We start from the raw sequence: 24,514 nt of genomic DNA on the forward strand, positions 1-24,514 counted from the left end.
CTGCAACCTTTTGAGCAATATTTTCTGCTCTGGAAGGCTGACTTTGAGCTTGGCTGATTAAATTCTGAACTTGAGAGATGAAGGATTGATCACCTGTCTCATTCACTTTAATATAAAGAACCCCTTCTCCATTTGTTGAGCCTCCGATTACTTTATCGCCAGGGCCTTTTTTAACTGCTTTTGATTCTCCAGTCAAAAGAGCTTCATTTAAACGTGATTCGCCACGCTCGATAATCCCGTCTGCTGGCACATTTTCTCCGGCTTGAACACGAATTAAATCACCTATCTTTAAGTCAGCAACTGGTCGGGTTTCAATTGAATCGTCTTCTAATACAACGTGAGCATCTTTCGGCACTAACTTAGCCAATGCTGCTTGTGCGTCTCCTGCTTCTCCAATAGCTTTCATCTCAATCCAGTGACCTAATAACATGATTAATAGTAATGAAGCAAATTCAAAGAAAAAGTCCATCACGTGTTCACCCGTTACGTAGGTGATGATCACAGCATAAACACTGTATAAATATGAAGCACTTAAACCTAAAGAAACTAGAGTCATCATTCCAGGTTCTTTTTGTTTAAATTCGTCAACTGCGCCTTGATAGAATGGACGTCCACCATAAATAATTAATATAGTAGATAAAATAGCTACTACAATATCAGAATATGGAAAAGTAAACTGGAATGGTAGTTCAAATCCATCCATAGGGGATAAGAGCATAATAACGATTCCTAGTGGCAATGACTTTAAGAAAAGTTCCTTAAAGCTTCCGTGATGATGGTGGTCATGCCCTCCGTGCCCACTATGGTCATGACCAGCATGATGGTCGTGTTGTTGATCCTTATGGTGCCCGCTGTGATCATGCCCAGCATGATGGTCGTGTTGTTGATCCTTATGGTCTCCATGTTCATCTGTGATTCCATGCTCGTGTTTTAACTTATCTATGTTGTCATAATCATGGTGATTATGGGACGAATATCTGTTGTCATTATTCATTTTAAATTCCTCCTTATACTTAATGATGATGTAAATGACAGTCGCATTGTCCTTCTGGACAATTGCAATCCACTTCTTCTACTGCGAAAGATTTTTTCATCTCTAATATTTTTTCTAGTCGATCTATATCATCGAAGCTTAAAACATGATTTTCAATGATGCTTCCTATTACATTTCCGACTTTCTTATTGCAAATACGGTTAAAAATATCTTCTACATAATCCCTTACGGCTTCTTTCTCTTCAATATTGGCAGTGTAAATAAAATTTCTACCTTCTTGCTCTGTATTTAGTACGCCTTTTCCAACTAATCGACCTAAGATCGTTTTGATTTAGAATCTTACACTTAAATTGTGGGAGCATTATAAAGATATAAAATATTATTTATTATTCTACTTTAATTTGTCCCATCATACCTGCTTCTTCATGTTCAAGAATGTGACAGTGGTACATATAAGTACCCTTCTTATTAAACTTAACTATAAGTCTTACTTTTTCGTTAGGCTCAATATATACAGTATCTTTCCATCCGCTCTCCTCTGGAGAAGGCGCATTACCGTTTCTTGATAGAATTTGAACCTGTGTGCCATGAATATGGAATGGGTGCCCCATTTCATGCATCATAGATCCTGGATTTGTAATTTCCCAAATCTCTGTATCTCCAAGCTTCACTGTTTCATCAATTCTATTCATATCAAACTTTTTACCGTTTATTGATACCATGTGACCCATACCTTGAAGCTCAAAGCTTCTTATCTTAGTAGCTTGTGCTTCTGACATTCTTTCTATATTCGTTAAAGTGCTAGGTACTTCAGTATCATCTTTCCCATCGCCTGTAACATTAAAGGTCATAATGGCTTCCTTATTACTCATAAGTGATAGCTGCGTTCCCTTTTCATACTTTGAAAAGTCCACTATTATCTCTGCTCTTTCCCCAGGTGATAACATAATATTTCTCTTGCTAACCGGTTTTTCTAAAAATCCACCATCAGATGCTATTTGATAGAATCCATCTCTATTATCTAACTTCAAATTAAAGTTACTTGCATTAGCACCATTAACTATTCTAAATCTCATCTTGACTCTATTAACCTCTAAATTAGGTTTAATAGCTCCGTTAACTATGATAGTATCCCCTGTTGCTCCATCCATCATATTTGTATTATAAATAAAACTGCCGTCCTTGCCAAAGCTTCTATCTTGAATTACTAAAGGTATATCATTTACTCCATATTCCTTAGGAATATTTAAGCTTTTTGATACTTCATCATCCACATAGAATAGTCCTGCTAAACCTTTATAAACTTGGGTAGCAGTATTTCCTCCAAAGTGCGGATGATACCACAATGTTGCAGCCTGTTGATTTACTGTAAAACTAGGCCCCCAAGTTGTTCCTGGTTCAATTCCTTGATGAGGGCCCCCATCCTTTTCTCCTTCTACCTCTAGTCCATGCCAGTGAACTGTAGTTGCTTCTTTGAGCTTGTTATTTACGTGCATATTTACTTGCTCACCTTTACTTACTCTGATGACAGGGCCTAAGAAGCTTCCGTTGTAACCCATAGTTCGTGTCTTGGTATTTGGTAAAAATGAAGTTTCTCCTTCTTGAGGTTCTAAAGTAAAATCCGCAATATTAGGATCTGGATTTTTATCCTCTAATAGTGGTGGTATAGGAAGCGTACTTTTTGTTTTACTTGTTTGAATATCTATATTAACTGCACTCTGGTTTATTTTAGAATAACTAATCATTGGTTCTAAAAATGTAATATATCCAACTACAGTTAATACGACTGTAAGTCCAATACCTAATAACATATGTTTATTCTTACTCATTTTTATTCCTCCTTATGTTAATGATGATGTAAATGACAGTCGCATTGTCCTTCTGGACAATTGCAATCCACTTCTTCTACTGCGAAAGATTTTTTCATCTCTAATATTTTTTCTAGTCGATCTATATCATCGAAGCTTAAAACATGATTTTCAATGATGCTTCCTATTACATTTCCGACTTTCTTATTGCAAATACGGTTAAAAATATCTTCTACATAATCCCTTACGGCTTCTTTCTCTTCAATATTGGCAGTGTAAATAAAATTTCTACCTTCTTGCTCTGTATTTAGTACGCCTTTTCCAACTAATCGACCTAAGATCGTTTTGATAGTGGATTGTGTCCAGCCCATTTTTTCTTGCAATACGGAAATGACTTTTTTACTAGTTACTCGATCATTTGCCCAAACTACACGCATGACTTCCCACTCAGCATCTGTGATATAAGTATTAAGTTCTATTGTGCTCATTTTCCTTTCCCCCTAGTCGTTTACAAATGTAAACAAATATCTTTAAGACAAGTCTACTATTGTAAACGAATTATGTCAAGTCTTTTTAATAAATGTAAGCAACGCTTATAGCTTTTTATCTCTCCACTTCTATCCCATAATAATTTTCATAGTTTTTCCTAAACTAAAAACGACTACTTTCACAGACATACATCTGATCTAGTAGTCGTTTATTATAAGGAGTAAAAAACAAATTGGGCTTATAAACGCAACGATTTATATGGTAGCCTCACAGCAACTTGAATTATACTTCTGTTTTTTTCAATTGGTCATTACCAACGCCTGTTTTTTGAAGGATTAATAAGATAATACTCATGGCCATGCCTACTACAGTAGCAAGACCCATGCCTTTCAGTACAACAGGACCTACAGCAAGTTCTGCACCGCTAAGACCTACAACAAGGATAACAGATGTTAAGATCATATTAACAGGGTTTGTATAATCTACCTTGCGTTCTACAAGCATGCGCAAACCGGATGCTGCAATGATACCGAATAAGAGAATGGATACACCACCCATAACTGGAACTGGAATAGCATGAATAAGAGCTGCTACTTTACCTACAAAGGAGATAATCATCGCAAGAACTGCAGCACCACCAATTACCCACACGCTAAAGCAACGAGTGATGGCGAGGACACCGATATTTTCACCGTATGTCGTATTTGGTGTAGCCCCAAAGAAACCAGAAAGGATGTTCGCAAGGCCATCACCTAGCAAGGAACGTTGTAAACCTGGTTCCTTCATCAAGTCTTTTGATACAATGTTGCTCGTTACAACTAAGTGACCTACGTGCTCAGCAAATACTACAAAGAGTGCTGGCATAATCATAATAATGGCATTGATATCAAACACAGGCATGCCATAGAACTGTGGTAAAGAGAACCAAGGAGCAGCCTCTACACCAGAGAAATCAACAACACCCATGAAGGCAGACAAGATATAGCCGGAAACAACGCCAATCAAAACAGGGATTACAGCTAAGAACCCACGGAATACAACAGTACCAAGCAAGGTAACAACTAAGGAAAACATAGAGATAAAAATAGCTTGGCTGTGGCTCATGCCTAAATCTTGATTCCCAATAAGTCCAGACATACTCATCGCTACTGGAGCCAATTCTAAACCGATAATAGCAACGATAGCACCCATGGCAGCCGGTGGGAATAATTTATCAATCCAACGAGTACCGATATAGCGAACAAGAATAGATAAAATCACAAAGGATAAACCAAATACAACGAAGGCCCCCTTTGCAGCCTCATACCCAAGACCTGCAGATAATACACCAGCTACAGGAGCAATGAAAGCAAAGCTAGAACCGAGGTATGCAGGGATTTTACCTTTACAAACGAATAAATACAGTAATGTACCGATACCATTCATAAATAAAGCTGTTGCCGGATCTACTTTTAACAAATATGGTACCAATACAGTAGAGCCAAACATAGCAAATAAATGTTGGAAACTAAGTGGCAACATTCGACCCCAGGACGGGCGTTCTTGGATATCAATATAATCCTTCATTTTTTCTCCTCACACACAATACAAGTACGTTGCATTTATACAGAACCTCTTAAGAGATGCTATATAAATCCACACTAAATATATTCACCTTATACTACATAAGTTAAATATCAACGTTCAGACCTAGGTCGTCTACGAGTAGGCTTTTTAGACTCTCTCGGTCTAAATGGACCAGGCATTTCCGTTTTTTGAGGACTCTTCGGAGCTGCCGGTTTGAATCGGCTTTGTGTTTCCTCACGTAAAGATGGCAAAGCCTCAGCAGTACCAACTTGTTTAACCCCTTCTACATTACGACGACCAACACTAGCTAACAAACCTATAGCCATAAAGTTCATTAACAATGAAGAACCACCATAACTAATAAATGGCAAAGGCACACCTGTTACAGGCATAATCCCACAAACCATGGCAATGTTAAATAATGCTTGTCCACTGATGAGCAAAGTTATCCCCATAGCCAACCACTTACCAAATTCATCACGGGATCGATTCGCAATGCGGAAACCAAAGTATGTGAAGGTCGCCACTAAAAGAACTACAAAGACTGCACCAATGAAACCCATTTCTTGAGCCCACACGGCAAATGCAAAGTCTGTATGTGCCTCTGGTAAATAAAAGTACTTAGATGTACCTTGCATAAAGCCTTCTCCAAGGAATCCACCAGACCCTACAGCTAACAGTCCTTGTACAGTTTGATATCCCATATCTTGGGCATGAGGCCATGGATCGAACCAAGACTGAATTCGTTCCCATCGATACGGAGACATACGAGCTGCAATAAAGCCAATTACACCGGCTACGGCAAAGGCGCCACCAAAGAATCGACCATCAAAGCCCGCTAAATAAATGAGTATAAAAGAAAACCCAAAGATTAAAACGGTAGTACCCATATCTGGTTGCAAGATTGTTAGGACCGCAAAGATTATAGGCCAAACTAACATTGGCAACATATAACCTACTCGCTCACTCACATAACCTTGTAAGTTTGTTAGTGGATTATTATATCTTGATTTACCCCATTTTCTCATGGTACTCAACTTAGCAGATGTCCATATAATAGCTGCTAACTTAGCAAATTCCGACGGCTGTATCGATACAGGACCGATAACAATCCAACGCCGTGCACCATTAATGACAGAGCCGGCCACAAGGACTAACACCATACCTATTAAGGTTGCAATCATTATGCGTTGCAACATATGTGGTTTTTGTAGTTGTCTATAATCATAGCGATATAAAACAACACCTATTGCCATTGAAAGAAATAGGAAACCTATATGTTTTGAAAAGTACCCTAAAAGTCCTGTATTTTCATAAATAGAGTTAATATAGGTGGCACTAAAGATATTCACACTACCTATAATCGTGATTAACAATATAGGTAAAAGCATACCTTGTAAATCATTTTTTAAGAATGAGCCCCACCGACTATCCCCCTTATTCGGTGTTTCCATATTAAGCCTCCTTTTGTACTTTTGGCTTAATCGCTTCTAAACGGAAAATAGGTTGTCCCTTAGCACTAAATTTCTCTTCATACTCAGTTTTCACATTTGGAAGGTCTGTACTATGTAAATCATAGGTTACATTTTTAAGTTCCCATCCGCATTCTTTAAATTCTTCAAGAGAGAACATAAATAATCCTTCATTGTCAGTTTTAAAGTGAACCTCACCACCATCTTTTAAAAGACGAGCATAACGGTCAAGGAAAGTATGATATGTGAGACGACGTTTTGCATGTTTTGCTTTAGGCCATGGATCACAAAAGTTGATATAAAAACGATCTACTTCACCAGGTGCTACAATCTCTTCAATACCAGCGATATCGAAAAGAGACACCTTAGCATTATCTCGCTCTGCTTCAAAGATTTTTTGTGCTGCATAATAAATTACGCCTATTTGAACTTCAAAACCTACAAAATTAGCATTTGGATACTCTTCAGACATACCTGCAATAAAACGACCTTTACCTGTACCAAGTTCCATATATAATGGACGTTCAGGATGGACAAATAACTCACGCCATTTGCCCTTATACTGTTCTTGACCAGACAAAATGATATGAGAGTCATATTCATGGATAGCTTCATCAATCCATGGTTTTCTACGAAGACGCATACTTTCTCCTTACATCTATATTAATGTTCATTAATTATAACTATTATTACAGGTTATATACCTATCTTATTAATTATAGAAAAGGGGGAGTTAAACGTCAATTACATTTCCCTTCTCCAAAACATAAAAAGACCTACTTCTCAAGAAGTAGGTCTTTTTATGTTTAGAAAATCAAAGCTTCAAGATTTTCAATTTGGTATTTGCTGAGGCCAAGCTCAGATAAACTCTTTTCAGATGCAGCGAATAGATTATTTTTGCCTACACGCGTACCTAAAGCTGCAGCAGCAACTAACTCACGGTCTAATTTACCAAGGCGTGAACGATTACGATTTTGCGGTTTAGGTTTCTTCATGCGGAATGTATTATACTGAACCGCTTCTTTAGTGTCCTCATTTTTAGCCTTAGCCAAAGGAGCCCCATTAGTGCCATTCCCCAATAAAGCACTAAGTCCAGTTTGCTTTGGAACCATTTTTTCATAATCAGCACCAAACTCAGGGCGTTCCTCACGTAATTGATCGAATGTAGCCAATGCCGCATTCATTTGCTTTAAGCCAGCAGCAGAGTAAAGTTGACGAATCGCAATACTCACCTCTTGCGGTGTCAACGTACCTCGCTCAATAGCGGAGGTGATTGTACTTTTCAATGAACCCTGATCTCCAGATGCTGTATAGCGACCGATATCAACCAAATCCTTTTGACGTGCATTGAGTTCTTTAGGCGTATATATGTTTATCTCAGATATGGACGGTGCCTGCTTAGAAGGCTGTTCCCCCGCCCCATTAGCCTCAAACATATAGCCACCGGCGACGATGGCCAAGGCTAATGTTAAGGTTAATACTTTTTTCAACGTCTTACAATCTCCCTTTTCATTAATACTTACTTATATAATACTATAATTTTTTTGTACATTAACAACAAACTTGTTCTACTGTAATACATACTGTAGGTAATATTATATAATACTTCATCTAATTTTTATAGTCCTATTCGAAAAAAATCTATATTTTTTTAACAAGTTTTATATATTTATAAATTATAAGGCACCAGAAAAAGCAGAAAACACTCAATAATCATTGATGTTTACTGCTTTTATTCGCAAATTTAATTAATTAAAATTTTATAAAATTAAAGTGACAACAGTTGTTTTGCATCCTCTACAATTTGTTCTAAAGATACTCCATTTTCATATAATAATTTACTTGCATCATAACGATCGTGGAACTCTTTAGCAATACCATAGTTTTTAACACGCATATCAGCCAGCCCATAGAAGCTAGCTACTCGTTGTCCCCAACCACCTTCAACTACACCATCCTCTAGTGTGAATACTACTGAATGGTTTGCTTTTAATTCTTCTAGTAATTCTTCGTCAAGACCAGAAGCAAATTTAGGATTTACTACAGTTGCATTAATGCCAGCTTTAGCCAATTCATCAGCTACTTGATTAGCTAGATGATAGAAATTACCTAAACCTAATAAAGCAATACCTTCACCACGACGAGTTATTTCAGATTTATTTAGCACACTATAATCCGTCGTATCAGCCACACCAGTAGATATAAACTTACCTACCGGCACACGGATAGCTACAGGATGTTCATGCTGATGCACGGCATATTCAGTCATAGCTAATAACTCTTCATTATTGGTAGGTACTAAATATACTAAATTAGGAATGCTTGTAAGCATAGGAATATCAAAGAAGCCTAAATGAGTTACATCGTTCATGCCATATACAGATGCCATATGATTGATAATGACCGCACTGTTATTATTCACACAAAGATCCTGTACCAATTGGTCATAGGTACGTTGTAAGAATGTGCTATACACATTGAATACTGGTTTAGCACCATTTTTAGCAATACCAGAACTCATAGCAATGGCATGTTCTTCAGCAATACCAACATCAATATATTGTTTACCAGCTTCTTTACGCCATTTAGCATTAAAACCAAATCCGCCTGGTGTACCCGCATTAATGGCTACCACCGTTGGATCTGCTTTAATTTGTTCCATCAAATAGTCCGCAATTGTACCAGTATAGGTCGGACCATGATATTCCTTTTTGAGTTTACCTGTTTCTAAATCAAATGGCATTGTCCAGTGGAAGGCCTCTTTATTTTGCTCTGCAATAGCATAGCCCTTACCTTTTTGAGTGACCACATGCAACACGATAGGATGATCAATATCTTTCACTTCTTCAAATACATTAATCAACGTTTCCAAGTCATTACCAGCTGCTACAAAACGATAATCTAAGTCTAAAGACTTAAAAATATTATTAGGGCTTTCACCATTGGATTCGCGTAATTCACGAAGACCACGATACAAGCCACCATGATTTTCCGCAATGGATTGGTCATTATCATTGACAATAATAATCATATTGCTATCTAATGTGGCTGCATAATCAAGGCCTTCAAATGCTTCACCTCCAGACAAAGAACCATCGCCAATAATAGCGATAATATTTTCAGAATCTCCTTTTAAATTACGAGCCGTTGCTAAACCAGATGCTAAGGAAATAGATGTGGAGGTATGACCAATGTTGAAGAAATCGTGCTCACTTTCAGTAGGATCTGTATAACCGGTTACGTCATCATAATGATCTTGGTCTAAAAATGCTAAGGCACGACCTGTAACCATTTTATGTACATAAGACTGATGAGATACGTCATAGACAATCTTATCTACAGGAGAATTAAATACATAGTGCAGCGCCATAATCATTTCCGCTGCACCCATAGGAGGGCCAAAATGACCGCCGTGTTCAGATACCTTTGTCATGAGGGCTTGACGAGCTTGTGCCGTTAGATCTGTTAATTCAGTAAGGGATAAGCCTTTTAAATCGGCTGGAGATTTTATATCAATTAAATTCATAAGTTTCCTTCCTATTTGTTTTATGTTACTAATCATGCTATACCGTATGTCCAGCATGTAATAAGTATAGAACTTAAAGTTAGGTTTAAGTCAAGTGAAAACGTAAAATTTAATATGAACCCAAAAGGAGGTCCTATGACATATACTGTTGGCGAAATCGCAAAAAAAAACTAAATGTGGTACCTTCTACATTGCGTTATTATGATAAAGAAGGCTTATTTCCCTTCGTAGAACGTTCTGTTGGTGGCATCCGTGTATTCCATGACGAGGATATGGATTGGTTAGAATTGATTGAATGCATGAAGCATACAGGTATGCCTATTAAAGAAATAAAACATTTTATCGACTACTGCGTCGAAGGTGATAGTCACATTAATGAAAGCTTAACACCTGATGACGTTCCTGTAGAGTATCATAAATACTTTGAACGCAAATGGCGCGCTGATAAAGAAGCTACCGAAAATGGTGAACCACCTAAAAAATATAGAGCTATATAAACGAAAAGGAGCTATCTCAACAGATAGCTTCTCTTTTACATGACATAATAATTTAGAACTGTTTACATTAACAGCTCTAAATAGGCTTTAGGCCTTATTTATTGGGGATTTCAAATATAATTCTATACCCCTCATTAGTGAGAGCGACGATTTATTCAATCTCCTCTGTTGGATCCTCTGTAAAAGTAAAGCTTTCACTAGCATCAAAGGATGCACTCGTTCCACAAGAGGAACTCAAATCGCGCGGCACAGGACGGAGTTCTATATTGGTTACCCCTTCAGGAGTCTCCCGTTTAAAACGGATGGCTCCAAAGTGAGAGTAAAAAGTAGCAATATATTTCATAGTTACTCATTTCTATCCTATGCATTTACACGTTTTGTATTAACTACAGCAATAATAAGTGCCACAATAAAGCCAATAACTACAGCAATTTCACCATTTAGTGTAGGACCTGTACCAGAGGCAGCTAAGCCGAAATTATGGGCAAATGCTGCACCAGCCGCAAGCCCAAGCACTGTAACAGCAGAATCAGAATTACCTTCCCCCGTCATAATCAATTGACGTAATGGACAACCACCAAGCAACACACTACAGAAACCTGCAAGCGCCATACCTAGGAAGTTCCACAATCCATCTGTATGTGCAATCGATTGGTTTTCAAAGCCAAGATGGAAATTACCAAAACTAATATTTACAATAAATACACCTACAAGCACTGCAAGGTACCCAAAAATAAGAACAGATTTTTTAAACAAGAATAAATCGCGGAAGCCACCTATCATATCATGATGCGTGTTGGTCTCCACTGTGCCCCGTGAGCACACCAAGTGCTAGGAAGCTATCCAGAAGGAACAGTACGCTTCTCCTTTGGCTATGCCAACACACATAAAGATGTGGAAGCCGCATTATCTGCGCTACATAGAATCGTTAAAAATACTAAATAATACATAACCGTTAAGTCTATATACCTTGAGTATATAGACTTTTATGCTTCTACGCTTCGCATAAACGACCGATAGCATCAGCTCTACAGCGTTTGCAGTGTGTCATTTGCGGCACATAGTGACCAATAAATTGACGCATGTTATCGATTTCTTCTGAAGTTGGGCCTCGGTGATTTTCAAAGACCGTATCATGAACTGGAATCATGGCAATACAGTTCATCAAATCGACGCCCCAAGCTTCTGCTTGTTTAGCGATTGCTGGCACATGGTCCATATTTACATCAGGCACTACTACAGTATTAATCTTAACAATGATATTCTTTTCCTTTAATTTTTGGATACTTTCAGCCTGACGCTCTAATAAAATACGGGCCCCATCGATTCCTTTGTAGATATTACCCTCATAACGAACCATGGAATATACATGTTTTGCAATCTCTGGATCAATAGCATTAGCTGTAATCGTTACATGCGTAATTCCTAAATCAGCAATGTCATTAATATAATCAGGTACTACCAAACCATTACTAGATAAACAAAGCATGACATGAGGAAAATCCTTTTTCACAAGACGGAAGGTTTCAAGTGTCTTGTCTGCATCACACATAGGATTCCCAGGACCTGCAATCCCTACTACAGAGATATCCTGACGAGCATCAAACACCTTGCGCACAAAGGCAGCTGCCTCTTGTGGTGTATAAACATGTTGCGTCACGCCTGGTCTATTTTCATTCGCACAGTCGTACTTACGATTACAATAATTACATTGAATATTACAATTCGGCGCTACTGGTAAATGTAAACGACCCCAATTAGCAGAAGCGGCCTTGTTGTAACAAGGATGATTTTGTAGGAAACTTTGTCCTTGAATTTCTTTCATAATTAACCTTTCCGACCAAATCTAATAGCATCTTTATGGCAAACATGTAAGCAATCACCACAGTTGGTACAATTCATTTCATTTGGTCGTGTTCCCATTTCACATACACGCAAGCACGCATCACAGTCATCGCAATCATTTGTTTTAAAAATTCTAAAAATAGAAATTTTGCGAAGCAACTCCATAACGCCCCCAAAAGGACATACAAAGCGGCACCAAGCATTGGCGATAAGAAGGGAACCAGCAATAATAGAAACGACCGTTATAGTACGAGCCGCCCAATACCATTCGGAGAACTGCATAGATAAAATAACAGCATTAAAATATTCATCGCTCGTCCGTATTGGGATCATAATGCGAGGATTACCAAATTTAAAATATACTACGAGCCCTAAAATTATAGTTGCTACCATGCCGAGTTGAAGGAAACGCATATAGCTTTTACGATTTCTTAGTGGTCCCATAGATATTTTTCCCAGCATTTGGTTAATCCACCCACTTGGACAAAACCAACTACAGAAAGCACGGCCAAAGAATACGACCATAAGGGGCAAAATAATCCACCAAGCGTAAAAATACGTTGTAATACGTCCCCAACAGGTAATTATGGGACAGCTTTCACAGTTTACGAATGGCACAATATAAGGGCATCGGAATATGCCATAGTATACCCATTTTCCCATAATGAAGAGGAAGATAAACTGTACAATACGACGCCAAAGCGTTAAATTCTTAGGGGCTTGTTTCCCAGATACACTAGAATTACCTTGAGTTCCACAGGTTGCAGATGACGGACAATGATTACACATCTTTTACACCAAACCTTTCTATCAAATCGAGACCTCTCGCACTATGAACGGATGTGAACCCGTGATTTTCTAAGATTTGTTGTCCTTCTTGGGATCGTGTGAATTCAATATAATCGGCAGCCAACGCACGATCTTGTACATATTTCATTGTATTAATAGTGAAAGTGAGCGGAGCAGGTGGCACAAATTGTGCAGGTATGGAGAAGTACTCTATACGATCCTTGAACCGATCATGTGTGGTAAGGCGTTTTTCAATGATGGATACATCGGCTTTACCTTCTACGAGATCACACATCATGGAAATTACACAAGCATTTTCAGCCATTAAGTTTTTCATGATACCATCGGTTAAACCAGATAATTTCATGATTCCTTTTACAGACGCACTACCAGGGGGAGATGCGCCTAGGGGCAACATAACGCGTACACCAGGCTCAGCCATATCCTTTAAGTCCCGAATCCCTGCAGGATTCCCCTTAGGGGTAACGATAACGTAATCCGTAAAACATAATGGTTCAAAAGCCATACTTACGCCTTTTTTGCGCATATTTTTCGCTAGTTCTAAACCGCGAGCCCCAAAGATTTCTGTGCGACTCTTCTCAGCTAACAAGGATTTACCAATAGCCCCTGCAAAGGCACCAGTATACTGAATATTGTGCCCCGTGTGCATTGTATAAACTTGGTTTAAATCAAGGAACGCTTCCGATAAACCGCCACAAGTCCACACTTGTAATGAATCAGACTGTGTTGGCTTGTAAGCACCTCGTATAAACGACGGCACCGCTGATGCGGCTGCTAAATCTAAAGCACCACCAATAAACTGGCGACGGGATATATCCTTTTTCAAAAATCCCATGTACTTACCACCTTTCACTGAGCTTTACAGTACTAAGCATATATTCACATTATAGTATAAAAATCATAAGTTTTGTTAATAATATGCATAGCTTTGATTAATTCTTTTATACAGATTAGTCATGGAACTCTTGTTTTTAAGGATGTTATTATAATTTTTTAAAATATATTTCTATATCTATTTTATTGAATATTTATTACATACGATAAATGTGCGATTTTTTTAGGTTTAACGAAGCTAGAGTCCCTCTATACGCACAATGCATAGTAAACAAGGACAATCGGCTCTATAGACTATATTTAGTCTCTTTACAGCAGTCATTACTCTTTAGGATTTAATTTCACTATAAGACAATATTGCCAAAAGAACGCAAAAAGGCGGTACAACCAAATGGTTGTACCGCCTTCATTCATCAATTATTCAGCAGTGAATGGCAATAAAGCAATTGCACGTGCACGTTTGATAGATGTAGTCAATTTGCGTTGATGTTTTGCGCAAGTACCGGAAATACGACGAGGTAAGATTTTGCCGCGTTCAGTCGTAAAACGACGAAGTTTAGCAACGTCTTTATAGTCGATTTGATCGATATGGTCTGCACAGAAAACGCATACTTTTCTTCTTGGCTTTCTGCCTCTATCTCTTCTCATTGCGAATCCTCCTTTTCGAATTAGTAGGAGTCCCTGACACTAGAACGGGATGTTTTCGTCATCGCCGCCTGTACTGAAACTATCAAAATTGGACCCACCTTCGAAAGAATTAGTATTCATATCAAGGGATTGGCCCACAAAGTTCGCTACCACTTCAGTAACGTACCGTTTTTGACCGTCCTGAGTCTCGTAAGAACGAGTTTGCAAACGACCTTCTACAAAGCAACGACTGCCTTTACGAAGATTGCCTGCCGCTTCACCGAGTTTACCCCAAGCAACGCAGTTGATGAAAGCAGTTTGTTCTTTCGTCTCATTTGTTGTGGAATCAATATAGGTGTTAGTTGCAGCCACTGTGAAAGTTGCTACCGCACGACCAGTTTTGGTATAGCGTACTTCAGGATCACGAGCTAAATTACCTAGAATTTGTACAGAGTTCATGTTTTCCTCCAGGCTTTAATTATGCTTCGTGTTTAACAATTAGATGTCTTAGGACTTCATCGTTGATTTTCAATACACGATCGATTTCTTTGATTTCAGCAGGTGCTGCTTCAAAGTTAATCAATACATAAAAACCGTCAGTGAATTTCTTCACAGCATAAGCAAGACGACGCTTGCCCCAACGATCTACCTTTTCTACTGTGCCGCCTACACGAGCAATTAAAGCTTCTACTTTTTCAATAACAGCGTTAGTTGCTTCCTCTTCAGCTGGTTTCACAATAAACATGACTTCGTATTTGTTCATACAAAATCACCTCCTCTTTCGGACTAATGCCCCTATCGACACATAGGGGTAGGAAGTGCTTACCATCAATAAGCCTTACTATTATAACCTAAAAAAAGAATGAAAGCAAGAGCTCAAATTTAAGCCCTTGCTTTCACCAATATTATATGCGATTATATTTTTCATCTTCAGGAAAAGCGATAATAGCACAAATAATTACAAATATTGCAATTACACCCATCATAGGGTCTGCCGTATCATTTGGTAAAAAGGTAAGCATCAACGATGATACAATACCACTACCATATTGCATAGCACCTAGTAACGCTGCCCCGGAGCCTGCCATTCGCCCTGCTCGATCTAATGCTAAGGCATTTGTTACAGCCGCAATAATACCATTCATAGAGAAGAATAAAAAACAACCAATAACAATTAACCACAGTGAATGGTAGCCCACAATCATTAAACCCATTACAACAGATACACAAATGGCAGCAAATAATGTGGCATATCGCAACAACCTATCGAGTCGTATAGCACTTACAATACGACGATTAATAGCACTTAGTAACATTACGCCAATAATATTGACAGAAAAGAGATAGCCAAAGTATTCCTTGGGAACTCCATAAACATCAATATATACATAAGGAGAACCCGTTAGGAACGCATAGATAGCAATATAAAAAGAGCTAACACATAGCGTATATTTCATAAAGCCTTTATTACGTAATAAAATCCAATAATTATTATAGGTATGACCTATAGACTTTTTACTACGCTTCTCTAACGGATGTGTTTCTGGAAGTACTAATACGGCAACGAGCATCAAAATACCGATTGCGACCAATAACCAGAATATAGCATGCCATGTATACCATACAAGTAAATGCCCTGCCAACATCGGCCCTGCTATAGGCGCTATGGCCATAACAATAGCTAAGGTAGATAGCATTTTAGCAGCTTCAGTCCGCCCATACAAGTCGCGAATCATAGCCCGTGATAACATAGGCCCTACGCAGGCACCAAATGCCTGAAACACGCGCCAAGCCAGTAATTCCATCATGGATGAACTCAAGGCACAGCCCAGAGAACCAATGATAAATAAAACTACCCCCATAATCAGTGGCTTCTTACGTCCAATTTTATCGCTAATGGCGCCCCAGAAAAGTTGGGCTAACGCAAAACCTATCAAGAAACCAGTCAACGTTAGCTCCGCATCACCATTAAGATCTCGCCCCATCTCAGGCATGGCAGGTAAATAAATATCCGTCGACAACGACGTAAACGCCATCAATGCACTTAATATAGAAGTAAAAAGCCATCCTTTATTGCTAATCGTCAGCATAAAGACACCACTTTCATGTAAAATCACACTATAATATGTATTTATTTAAATTATATCAAAAACAATGTTAATACTATATAGTATAGTGATAAACTAAAACAATATTTATATAAACTAGAAATTCTATAGAAAATCCTTGCGTCATTATTCTATATAATTTACTATATATAGAGAAATCTGATTATAAAAAGGAGTCATTATGGCTAATATTAATGAAAACTATTTAAACCTACAAGGTTCTTATTTATTTGCTAACATTGCTAAAAAAGTAGCGGATTATCAAGCAGCTCATCCAGACGCAGACATTATTCGTCTTGGTATTGGCGATGTAACCTTACCACTTGTTCCTGCTATCGTAGATGCTATGGGTAAAGCAGTCCAAGAAATGGGCAAAGCTGAAACATTCCGCGGTTACGGACCTGAGCAAGGTTATGATTTTCTTCGTCAAGCAATCATTGATGGTGACTACAAACCATTAGGTCTAGATATTGCAATTGATGAAGTATTTGTATCCGACGGTGCAAAATCCGATGTTGGTAACATTCAAGAGTTATTCAGCGAAGATAATACCATCGCAATTACAGACCCAGTATACCCTGTATATCTTGATTCCAATGTTATGGGCGGTCGTACTGGCGAAGCAGTAGATGGTATCTTCCAAAAGGTTGTATACCTTCCTACATACGCAGAAAATAACTTCTCCCCAGAATTTCCTTCTGAAAGAGTAGACATCGTATACCTTTGCTCCCCTAACAATCCGACAGGTACTGTTTTAAGCCGTGCTCGTTTAACAGAATGGATCAAATGGTGTAAAGATAATGATGCAATTTTGATGTTCGACTCCGCTTACGAAGCTTTCATTAGTACAGAAGACACTGTAAAATCCATCTATGAAATCGAAGGCGCTCGTGAAGTAGCCATCGAATTCCGTTCCTTCTCCAAAACTGCAGGTTTCACAGGTACACGTTGTGCATACGCAGTAGTTCCAAAAGAAGTAACAGGTAAAACTAAATCTGGCGAACGTCATCCTTTGAACCCTATGTGGAATCGTCGTCAATGTACTAAATTCAACGGTGTGCCTTATATCGTTCAACGCGGTGCAGAAGCAGTATATTCTAAAGAAGGTCGCGAACAAACTCGCGCTAATATTGCGTACTACAAAGAAAATGCTCGCATCATCAAAGAAGGTCTTGAATCTATCGGACTTACTGTATACGGCGGCGTAGACGCTCCATACATTTGGCTTAAAACGCCTGGTAGCATGACTAGTTGGGAATTATTCGACCTCTTGCTCGAAAAAGTTCAAATCGTATCCACACCAGGTTCTGGTTTTGGTCCTCACGGCGAAGGTTACCTTCGTTTAACAGCTTTTGGCAGCCGTGAAAACACAATTCGTGCCGTTGAAAGAATTAAAACATTAAAATTCTAATACCGATAAAACTGAAAGACCGATTACAATCCTACAAAAGGAAGGTAGTCGGTCTTTTCTATGCCTTAATATATATGATTATTTACTTTTTAATAATTTAATAATAGATATGTTAATAGTAGCCTAAATTACTACTATCATCTATCTATTAAAAGTTATGGCGAATGCCTGCGTCAATACGATAGGAGTTATCTACAGTAGCCCCAAAGTTTTTAGTGAAAGTACCATATACATATGTATTAGGTCGTATGCTCCAAGAACCACCGAGTTCAAGGTCAAGCCATGTATCTTTTAGGTTCACTTCGCTACCTGTAGTTGGCTCACTGGCCATGCTGTACGTAGCATTCATTTTACCTGAGAACTCATGAGCTAACGCAGCTTTAAGGAATATGTTACTGTTTTTACTTTCCTTGCCAATCCCTACACCAATTCGACCAATAACAGAATTTACCGCATCAGAATCAATATGCACTGTGCTGCCTGTATTGGTACGTGCATCGAAGCTTTCACCAGACAAACGGCTGAACGTCAACTCTGCATTAGGATCGATATAGAAGCCATTATCTTTTTTAATGTGTTTACCGTATTCAACACTTAAGGAGGCCCCTGTATTACGATAATCACCACTCAATGTAGTGCCTAAGGTATTACGTACAGTGAAATCATTTTTCAAACGATTCACTTTGCCAATTACGTCTAAATAACGGCCATCCTTAAATTGTTTAGCACCATATACAGCTAATCCAGTCGTCTTACCAGAGCCAGAGCCGAGAGCGTAATCGTTATTGCTTGTACCGTATAGTAACGCACCACCAACAGTCCAGTCACCACGCAATGTATCATAACCCACTTGAGCCATGTTGTACGTTTGGTTTACATAGACATCATCTGTAATTTTAGACTTACCACCAATGTATTTACCCCATACGCCATGTTTATCAGAGTTAAGGCGTACATCACCAAGGCGGCGTTGTAAATCATTTGTATCTGCTTTCATTTGCATCATAGAGGAAGCTAGTGCACTCTTAACGCCAGATACAAGTTCACTTTCACGAGTCGTTACCACTGCTTGATCCGTAACGCTAGCTTTTCCATCGATAGTAAAGCTTTCTGTACCTAGATTAGTAAAGTATGTAGGACTAATAAGGCCACCATCAACCTGTACATTTACACCTAAATTACGTTCCCCTTTATTAAAATTAGTGTATGTTAACTTATTTGCTAATTGGTGCAATGTACCTCTAGGATTATTAATATTTGTATAACCTTTAAGGGCCTCTGCAGAACTGCGCATAGTCACAGATGATCCCTTATCGGCATGATTGATAACTACTTGGCCTTTACCTTGTGCAGATGCAGGAGCACCCTTTTCGTAATCGATAGCTGTATGACCAGCATAGTTATTAATCGTAATAGGCCGAGCGTCTACAGCTTGGATAATCCCTTTGCTAGCGGCATCTTTACCACCTATGAAATGTTCTACACGGCTACCTGTATATAAATAGTTTACATTATCTGGGCGACCTTGCGTAGGATATACGCGCTCAGCACCTAACCATTCATTGCGCCATGTAGCACCATTTTGTAAATATAATCGCAAACCGCCATGGTACGGATTATTATTGCTTTCATCAAATTCGTTAAGCACACCACCTACTAATTTAGAATTGGGTGTCGTTAAGCCTAATGAAATTTCAGAACCATGGTTATGAGGATTTTTCTCTATACCATAATTTTTATCTAAAAACCCCACATTACCATACATTTTCACATCATTAGTACCTGGTCGTAATCCATCTATACCAGTATTTACATAAACAAAGCCTTCTTCAGATAAAGCAGAATACGTATCAGATGTATCAAGTGGATTTGTTTTTATATCGGCCCCACCCAGCACACGGATATAACCGTCTTTATTAGCTTGCAAACCAACACCGACTACATCGATATTTGCATTGCCTTTTACAGTTACACGCGTATCATCATTATTACCATCACTAGTTAAACCGCCATAACCAGCATAGATACCACTCATGTAATAATGTGCCAAATCAGGTCTGCGTTTCTCTCCGCTTTCCGCCGGCGCTGGATTCGTAATTTTCACGGTTACATTCTTGTCGATAGCTACTTGTGTACCATCAAGTGCATAAATCCCAGTCACATTGTTATGGTATTTTTTACCGTTCACACCAAGACCAGATACATTGACAGTTAAGTCATCTGTGAAGTGTTTATTTTCACCCCACAAGTTAAGACCGATGGATTTGCCATCTGTATGACTTTCAACAGTCGTAGCGGATACCATGGTAAAAGCACTTGCACCTGTTACAATCAATGCCGCTATAACAGTAGCGTTTACTTTTCTTCTCATCTCATACCTCCTATAACACTCAAACTATAAATAAAGCTAGTTCAATTGTATCTATATCGGGGGTATACGTGTCAATTTTTACTCATATGATTTTTTATTTTATGTGTATAACAATACGCAATGTATCGATATAGTTATATTTCAAAGTATATTTTTAAGTGTATAAATTATTTTTTATTTACTTATCTATTTAATTCTATAGAAAAATATCAAAGCCCCCTAGTTTTGTGGTATAATAAAAATATTAATTATTAAATTTCTCGATTTATATAGGAGGCTAATATGAGCAAAATTCGTATTGGTATCGTTGGCTACGGCAACTTGGGTCGTGGCGTTGAAGCATCCGTAAAATTACAATCTGATATGGAGCTTGTTGGTGTATTCTCTCGCCGTAAAGGTTTAGAAACAGTTTCCGGTGTTCCTACATATACTATGGAAGACCTACCAAACTTTAAAGGTAAAATCGATGTTATGGTTCTTTGCGGCGGTTCTGCAACAGACCTTATCGAACAGACTCCAATGGTAACAAAATACTTTAACTGTATCGATTCCTTCGATACACATGCACGTATTCCTGAACATTTCGCAAACGTAGACAAAGTAGCTAAAGAAGCTAAGACTGCTACATTGATTTCTTGCGGTTGGGACCCAGGCATGTTCTCTTTACAACGTGTGTACGCTGAAAGCATTTTGCCTCAAGGCAAATCTTACACATTCTGGGGCCGTGGCGTTTCCCAAGGTCACTCCGATGCTATCCGTCGTATTGATGGCGTTCTTGACGCTCGTCAATACACTGTTCCCAAAGAACAATACATTGAAGCAATCCGTAATGGTGAAACTCCAGATGTTGATGGCTACAAAGGTCACCTTCGTGAGTGCTATGTAGTAGCTGCTCCTGATGCTGACAAAGCTAAAATTGAAAACGAAATCAAAACTATGGAAAACTACTTCGTAGGTTATGAAACTGTAGTAAACTTCATTTCTCAAGAAGAACTTGATCGCAACCACAAAGGCATTCCACATGGTGGCTTCGTTCTTCGCTCTGGTGAAAGCACAGAAGGTACTCGTCACGTTATCGAATATTCCTTGAAACTTGATTCTAATCCTGAATTCACAGGCTCTGCACTCGTTGCTTATGCTCGTGGTATCTACCGTCTTGCTAAACATGGCGGCACAGGTTGCTACACTGTATTCGACATTCCACCAGCTTGGATTTCTACACATTCTGCTGAAGAATTACGAGCTCACTCTCTATAATTCAATAAATATTAAAGAGGATAACTTCGGTTATCCTCTTTTTTATGCTTTCACTATATGCTATAAATACATTTATATTAAATACATATATAATAAAAAATCTACTATAAGTACAGTTGATTTTTAGTGTTTGCAAGCAAAATAATAGATACAACAAAGGGACCATCCTAAGATGGTCCCCTTTGTATATACACTACAATACGATTAGTACCAACGAGTCAATGGTAAATCGTTATTAACACCTTTTGTCATAAGGATTTGATGTAAGTCCATATTACCAATATAGAAACCAGCAGCACAACCACAAAGATATAAATCCCACATGCGGACAAATTCAGTACCACGTACCTTTTCTACTTGATCACGAACTCCTTGGAAATTATTATACCAATGCATTAATGTTTTATAATAATGCAACCGTAAATTTTCTACATCTAGTACATCCATATCATACTCGTAAGCAAAGCCAATCATTTCTCGAAGAGAAGGTAAGCATCCGCCTGGGAAGATATATTTACGAATCCATGCACTCGTTTCTTTTTCAGCAGGGTCACTAATATAATGAAGTAAGAACAACCCACCATCTTTAAGCATTGCTGATGCATCTTCCATATATAAAGGGAAATTAGCTCTACCCACATGCTCTAACATTCCTACGCTAACCATACGATCGAACTGACGACCAGATGCTGCCACGTCACGATAATCTATAAGTTCAATTTCAACTTGACCTTTGAGACCAAACTCTTTAATTCGTTCTTGTCCTTTCTTCCACTGTTCTTCAGACAATGTACAGCCATAGCCTTTAACACCATATTTTCGTGCCGCTTCAATAAGAAGGAATCCCCAACCACAACCAATATCAAGAAGTGTCATTCCTTCTTTTAAATGTAATTTATCAAGAATATGGTGTACCTTTTGATATTGTGCATCTTCAAGGCTATCATCTTCATGTTTGAAATATGCGCAAGAATAACTCATAGTCTTATCAAGCCATAAACTATAAAAATCATTACCTAAATCATAGTGAGAAGATACTTGTTTCTTTTGATCTTTCTTTTTAAGACCTACATTAAATAGCGAACTAAGCACTTTTTTATTTATAGAATCTTTATTAACCTGACCTAAAACAACGCAAAGAGCTTTGAATAAATCACCTTCAATTTCTATATCTTTACGCATATATGCTTCGCCGAGAGCAAGTTCGGCCGATACCAATACATCCTTCTTAGATATATCTCTATTTACAATAATCGTAAATTCGGGATTTCCTTCACCAATCGTATACTGATTATCCCCAACTTTTACAATAAAACAATGATCATTGAATCGTTCCAAATAGTGTACTAAAAAACTATCAAAAAGTTTAGAAAACATAATCATGTCCTTTCTTGTCAAGATGCGTTATACAGACTTTATTCACAAGTTAGTCCTTCAACTCATCTAGTTACGCTCTTCACATTTCAAAGATTAATTTATCAAATATTTTTATATATAATCAAAAAACTCAACATAGATAATTTAATTTTCATTAATTATAAAATAAATTTATCTGATATAAATATTTAAAGTCTTACAATGACATTATAAACCTTTTATACAAAAAATACACTATATACAAAAAATTTTATTTTAATTATACAATTAAGTATTGTATTGTAAAGTTATATCTCACATATGATATAATATTTAATTAGTAGAGTTTTACGAAACTTTCAACATGAACGAAATCAATGAAATTAATAAAAGGTGGTACCATGAGCACAAATTTAGAAGTAGGCATCGTAGGCCTTCCAAATGTTGGGAAAAGTACATTATTCAACGCCATTACTAAAGCAGGCGCTGAAGCTGCCAACTATCCATTCTGCACAATCGAACCAAACGTAGGTGTTGTTGATGTTCCAGATAATCGTTTAGCTGTATTAGCTGAAATGTTCGGTTCTAAACGCATCCTTCCGGCGGCTATGCGCTTCGTAGATATCGCCGGTCTTGTAGAAGGTGCATCTAAAGGTGAAGGTTTAGGTAATAAATTCCTGAGCCACATCCGCCAAGTAGATGCCATTGCCCAAGTTATTCGTTGTTTTGATGATCCTAACATTACTCACGTTTCTGGCTCTATCGACCCAATCCGTGACATCGAAATCATCAACACTGAACTTTGCCTTGCTGACCTTGAGTCCGTAGAAAAACGTAAACAACGTATTGAAAAAATTGCTAAATCTGGCGATAAAGATGCACGTGCTGAATTACCATTGCTTGAACGCATCATTGAAGGTTTAGGCGAAGCTAAACCTGTTCGTGCACAAGGTCTTGAAGAAGAAGAATTAGAAATGATCAAAGAGTTGACATTGCTTACAGCAAAACCATCTCTTTATGTAGCCAATATTTCTGAAGATGAAGTATCTGATTACTCTTCCAACGAATACGTAAAACGCGTTGAAGAATATGCGAAAAACGAAGGTGCTGGCATCGTTGTTGTTTCCGCTCGCATTGAATCTGAAATCGCAGAATTGTCCGAAGAAGAATCCGCTGCATTCCTTGAAGATCTTGGTCTTGAGGAATCCGGCTTAACTAAACTTATTAAAGCAAGTTATGCACTTTTAGGTCTTATCAACTACTTCACAGCTGGTGAAATGGAAGCTCGTGCTTGGACAATCGTAAATGGCACAAAAGCACCTCAAGCAGCTGGTAAAATTCACTCTGATATCGAAAAAGGCTTTATCCGAGCTGAAATCGTATCCTTCGATGACTTACAAGCTTGTGGCAGCCAAAATGCAGCTAAAGAAAAAGGCCTTGTACGCCTTGAAGGTAAAGACTACGTTATGAAAGACGGCGATGTAACTCACTTCCGCTTCAACGTATAAATATCATCATGAAAATAAAAAAGACAGTAGATTTG

The 24,514-nt window shown here is 38.1% G+C and carries 22 protein-coding genes and 2 pseudogenes; 4 read left to right on the top strand and 20 right to left on the bottom strand.

What is annotated here, in order from left to right:
• The 9 genes and pseudogenes from RWP19_RS00005 to RWP19_RS00045 form a co-directional block, all read right to left on the bottom strand.
• Positions 1-994, bottom strand: a pseudogene (locus tag RWP19_RS00005) (heavy metal translocating P-type ATPase); the annotation flags it as partial.
• Positions 995-1,013: 19 nt separating this feature from the next.
• Positions 1,014-1,325 (bottom strand): annotated as a pseudogene (locus RWP19_RS00010) (CopY/TcrY family copper transport repressor); the annotation flags it as partial.
• A 55-nt stretch (positions 1,326-1,380) separates the two neighbouring features.
• Positions 1,381-2,823, bottom strand: a complete 1,443-nt coding sequence (locus RWP19_RS00015; RefSeq protein WP_295209541.1) for a multicopper oxidase family protein — start codon at positions 2,821-2,823, stop codon at positions 1,381-1,383.
• A 17-nt stretch (positions 2,824-2,840) separates the two neighbouring features.
• Positions 2,841-3,290 (bottom strand): CopY/TcrY family copper transport repressor, encoded by a 450-nt coding sequence (locus RWP19_RS00020; protein WP_314355926.1) that lies wholly within the window; start codon positions 3,288-3,290, stop codon positions 2,841-2,843.
• Between the two features lie 283 nt (positions 3,291-3,573).
• On the bottom strand, positions 3,574-4,857 hold the full coding sequence (gene uraA / locus RWP19_RS00025) for a uracil permease (RefSeq protein WP_105085250.1): 1,284 nt from the start codon (positions 4,855-4,857) through the stop codon (positions 3,574-3,576).
• Positions 4,858-4,967: 110 nt separating this feature from the next.
• Complete coding sequence (locus RWP19_RS00030) at positions 4,968-6,311, bottom strand: putative peptidoglycan glycosyltransferase FtsW (protein WP_314355927.1); 1,344 nt, start codon at positions 6,309-6,311, stop codon at positions 4,968-4,970.
• A gap of 1 nt (position 6,312) precedes the next feature.
• Positions 6,313-6,972, bottom strand: a complete 660-nt coding sequence (trmB, locus tag RWP19_RS00035; RefSeq protein ID WP_295210609.1) for a tRNA (guanosine(46)-N7)-methyltransferase TrmB — start codon at positions 6,970-6,972, stop codon at positions 6,313-6,315.
• 163 nt (positions 6,973-7,135) lie between these two features.
• Entirely contained in the window at positions 7,136-7,819 is a 684-nt protein-coding gene (locus RWP19_RS00040) for a carboxymuconolactone decarboxylase family protein (protein ID WP_295210607.1), read from the bottom strand.
• Between the two features lie 278 nt (positions 7,820-8,097).
• Positions 8,098-9,855, bottom strand: a complete 1,758-nt coding sequence (locus tag RWP19_RS00045; RefSeq protein ID WP_314355928.1) for a 1-deoxy-D-xylulose-5-phosphate synthase — start codon at positions 9,853-9,855, stop codon at positions 8,098-8,100.
• Positions 9,856-10,046: 191 nt separating this feature from the next.
• Between RWP19_RS00045 and RWP19_RS00050 the strand changes: the two genes are divergently transcribed.
• Positions 10,047-10,352, top strand: a complete 306-nt coding sequence (locus tag RWP19_RS00050; RefSeq protein ID WP_314355930.1) for a MerR family transcriptional regulator — start codon at positions 10,047-10,049, stop codon at positions 10,350-10,352.
• Between the two features lie 151 nt (positions 10,353-10,503).
• Here RWP19_RS00050 and RWP19_RS00055 read toward each other — a convergent pair whose 3' ends face one another.
• The 9 genes from RWP19_RS00055 to RWP19_RS00095 all read right to left on the bottom strand — a co-directional run bounded on the left by RWP19_RS00055 (position 10,504) and on the right by RWP19_RS00095 (position 16,558).
• Positions 10,504-10,695 carry a DUF3343 domain-containing protein gene (locus RWP19_RS00055; protein ID WP_314355932.1) on the bottom strand — a complete coding sequence of 64 codons (192 nt, stop codon included), beginning with the start codon at positions 10,693-10,695 and terminating at the stop codon, positions 10,504-10,506.
• 17 nt (positions 10,696-10,712) lie between these two features.
• Positions 10,713-11,159 (bottom strand): hypothetical protein, encoded by a 447-nt coding sequence (locus tag RWP19_RS00060; RefSeq protein WP_314355933.1) that lies wholly within the window; start codon positions 11,157-11,159, stop codon positions 10,713-10,715.
• Positions 11,160-11,346: 187 nt separating this feature from the next.
• Entirely contained in the window at positions 11,347-12,177 is an 831-nt protein-coding gene (locus RWP19_RS00065) for a radical SAM protein (RefSeq protein ID WP_314355934.1), read from the bottom strand.
• Between the two features lie 2 nt (positions 12,178-12,179).
• Positions 12,180-12,986 carry a 4Fe-4S binding protein gene (locus RWP19_RS00070; protein ID WP_314355935.1) on the bottom strand — a complete coding sequence of 269 codons (807 nt, stop codon included), beginning with the start codon at positions 12,984-12,986 and terminating at the stop codon, positions 12,180-12,182.
• Complete coding sequence (locus RWP19_RS00075; protein ID WP_314355936.1) at positions 12,979-13,842, bottom strand: substrate-binding domain-containing protein; 864 nt, start codon at positions 13,840-13,842, stop codon at positions 12,979-12,981. The genes RWP19_RS00070 and RWP19_RS00075 overlap by 8 nt, the downstream gene beginning before the upstream one ends.
• A gap of 416 nt (positions 13,843-14,258) precedes the next feature.
• Positions 14,259-14,489 (bottom strand): 30S ribosomal protein S18, encoded by a 231-nt coding sequence (gene rpsR, locus RWP19_RS00080; protein ID WP_004693795.1) that lies wholly within the window; start codon positions 14,487-14,489, stop codon positions 14,259-14,261.
• A gap of 39 nt (positions 14,490-14,528) precedes the next feature.
• On the bottom strand, positions 14,529-14,927 hold the full coding sequence (locus RWP19_RS00085) for a single-stranded DNA-binding protein (protein ID WP_004693797.1): 399 nt from the start codon (positions 14,925-14,927) through the stop codon (positions 14,529-14,531).
• 19 nt (positions 14,928-14,946) lie between these two features.
• The gene (rpsF, locus tag RWP19_RS00090; RefSeq protein WP_004693799.1) at positions 14,947-15,231 is read right to left on the bottom strand and encodes a 30S ribosomal protein S6; all 285 of its coding nucleotides are present in this window, start codon (positions 15,229-15,231) and stop codon (positions 14,947-14,949) included.
• Between the two features lie 142 nt (positions 15,232-15,373).
• Positions 15,374-16,558, bottom strand: a complete 1,185-nt coding sequence (locus RWP19_RS00095; RefSeq protein WP_295210603.1) for a multidrug effflux MFS transporter — start codon at positions 16,556-16,558, stop codon at positions 15,374-15,376.
• A 199-nt stretch (positions 16,559-16,757) separates the two neighbouring features.
• On the opposite strand from RWP19_RS00095, the gene RWP19_RS00100 reads away from it, so the two are divergent.
• Positions 16,758-17,987, top strand: coding sequence for an LL-diaminopimelate aminotransferase (locus RWP19_RS00100; RefSeq protein WP_295257272.1), 1,230 nt, complete (start codon positions 16,758-16,760; stop codon positions 17,985-17,987).
• A 148-nt stretch (positions 17,988-18,135) separates the two neighbouring features.
• On the opposite strand, the gene RWP19_RS00105 is transcribed toward RWP19_RS00100, so the two are convergent.
• Positions 18,136-20,358 carry an autotransporter outer membrane beta-barrel domain-containing protein gene (locus tag RWP19_RS00105; protein ID WP_314355937.1) on the bottom strand — a complete coding sequence of 741 codons (2,223 nt, stop codon included), beginning with the start codon at positions 20,356-20,358 and terminating at the stop codon, positions 18,136-18,138.
• Positions 20,359-20,640: 282 nt separating this feature from the next.
• On the opposite strand from RWP19_RS00105, the gene RWP19_RS00110 reads away from it, so the two are divergent.
• Positions 20,641-21,615, top strand: coding sequence for a diaminopimelate dehydrogenase (locus tag RWP19_RS00110; protein WP_314355938.1), 975 nt, complete (start codon positions 20,641-20,643; stop codon positions 21,613-21,615).
• A gap of 204 nt (positions 21,616-21,819) precedes the next feature.
• On the opposite strand, the gene RWP19_RS00115 is transcribed toward RWP19_RS00110, so the two are convergent.
• Positions 21,820-22,992, bottom strand: a complete 1,173-nt coding sequence (locus tag RWP19_RS00115; protein WP_314355940.1) for a class I SAM-dependent methyltransferase — start codon at positions 22,990-22,992, stop codon at positions 21,820-21,822.
• Positions 22,993-23,372: 380 nt separating this feature from the next.
• Between RWP19_RS00115 and ychF the strand changes: the two genes are divergently transcribed.
• The gene (ychF, locus tag RWP19_RS00120; RefSeq protein ID WP_008602886.1) at positions 23,373-24,479 is read left to right on the top strand and encodes a redox-regulated ATPase YchF; all 1,107 of its coding nucleotides are present in this window, start codon (positions 23,373-23,375) and stop codon (positions 24,477-24,479) included.
• The last annotated feature ends 35 nt before the right edge of the window (positions 24,480-24,514 follow it).

This window comes from uncultured Veillonella sp. (genome assembly GCF_963522475.1).
In the GTDB taxonomy this organism is placed as follows: Bacteria; Bacillota; Negativicutes; order Veillonellales; family Veillonellaceae; genus Veillonella.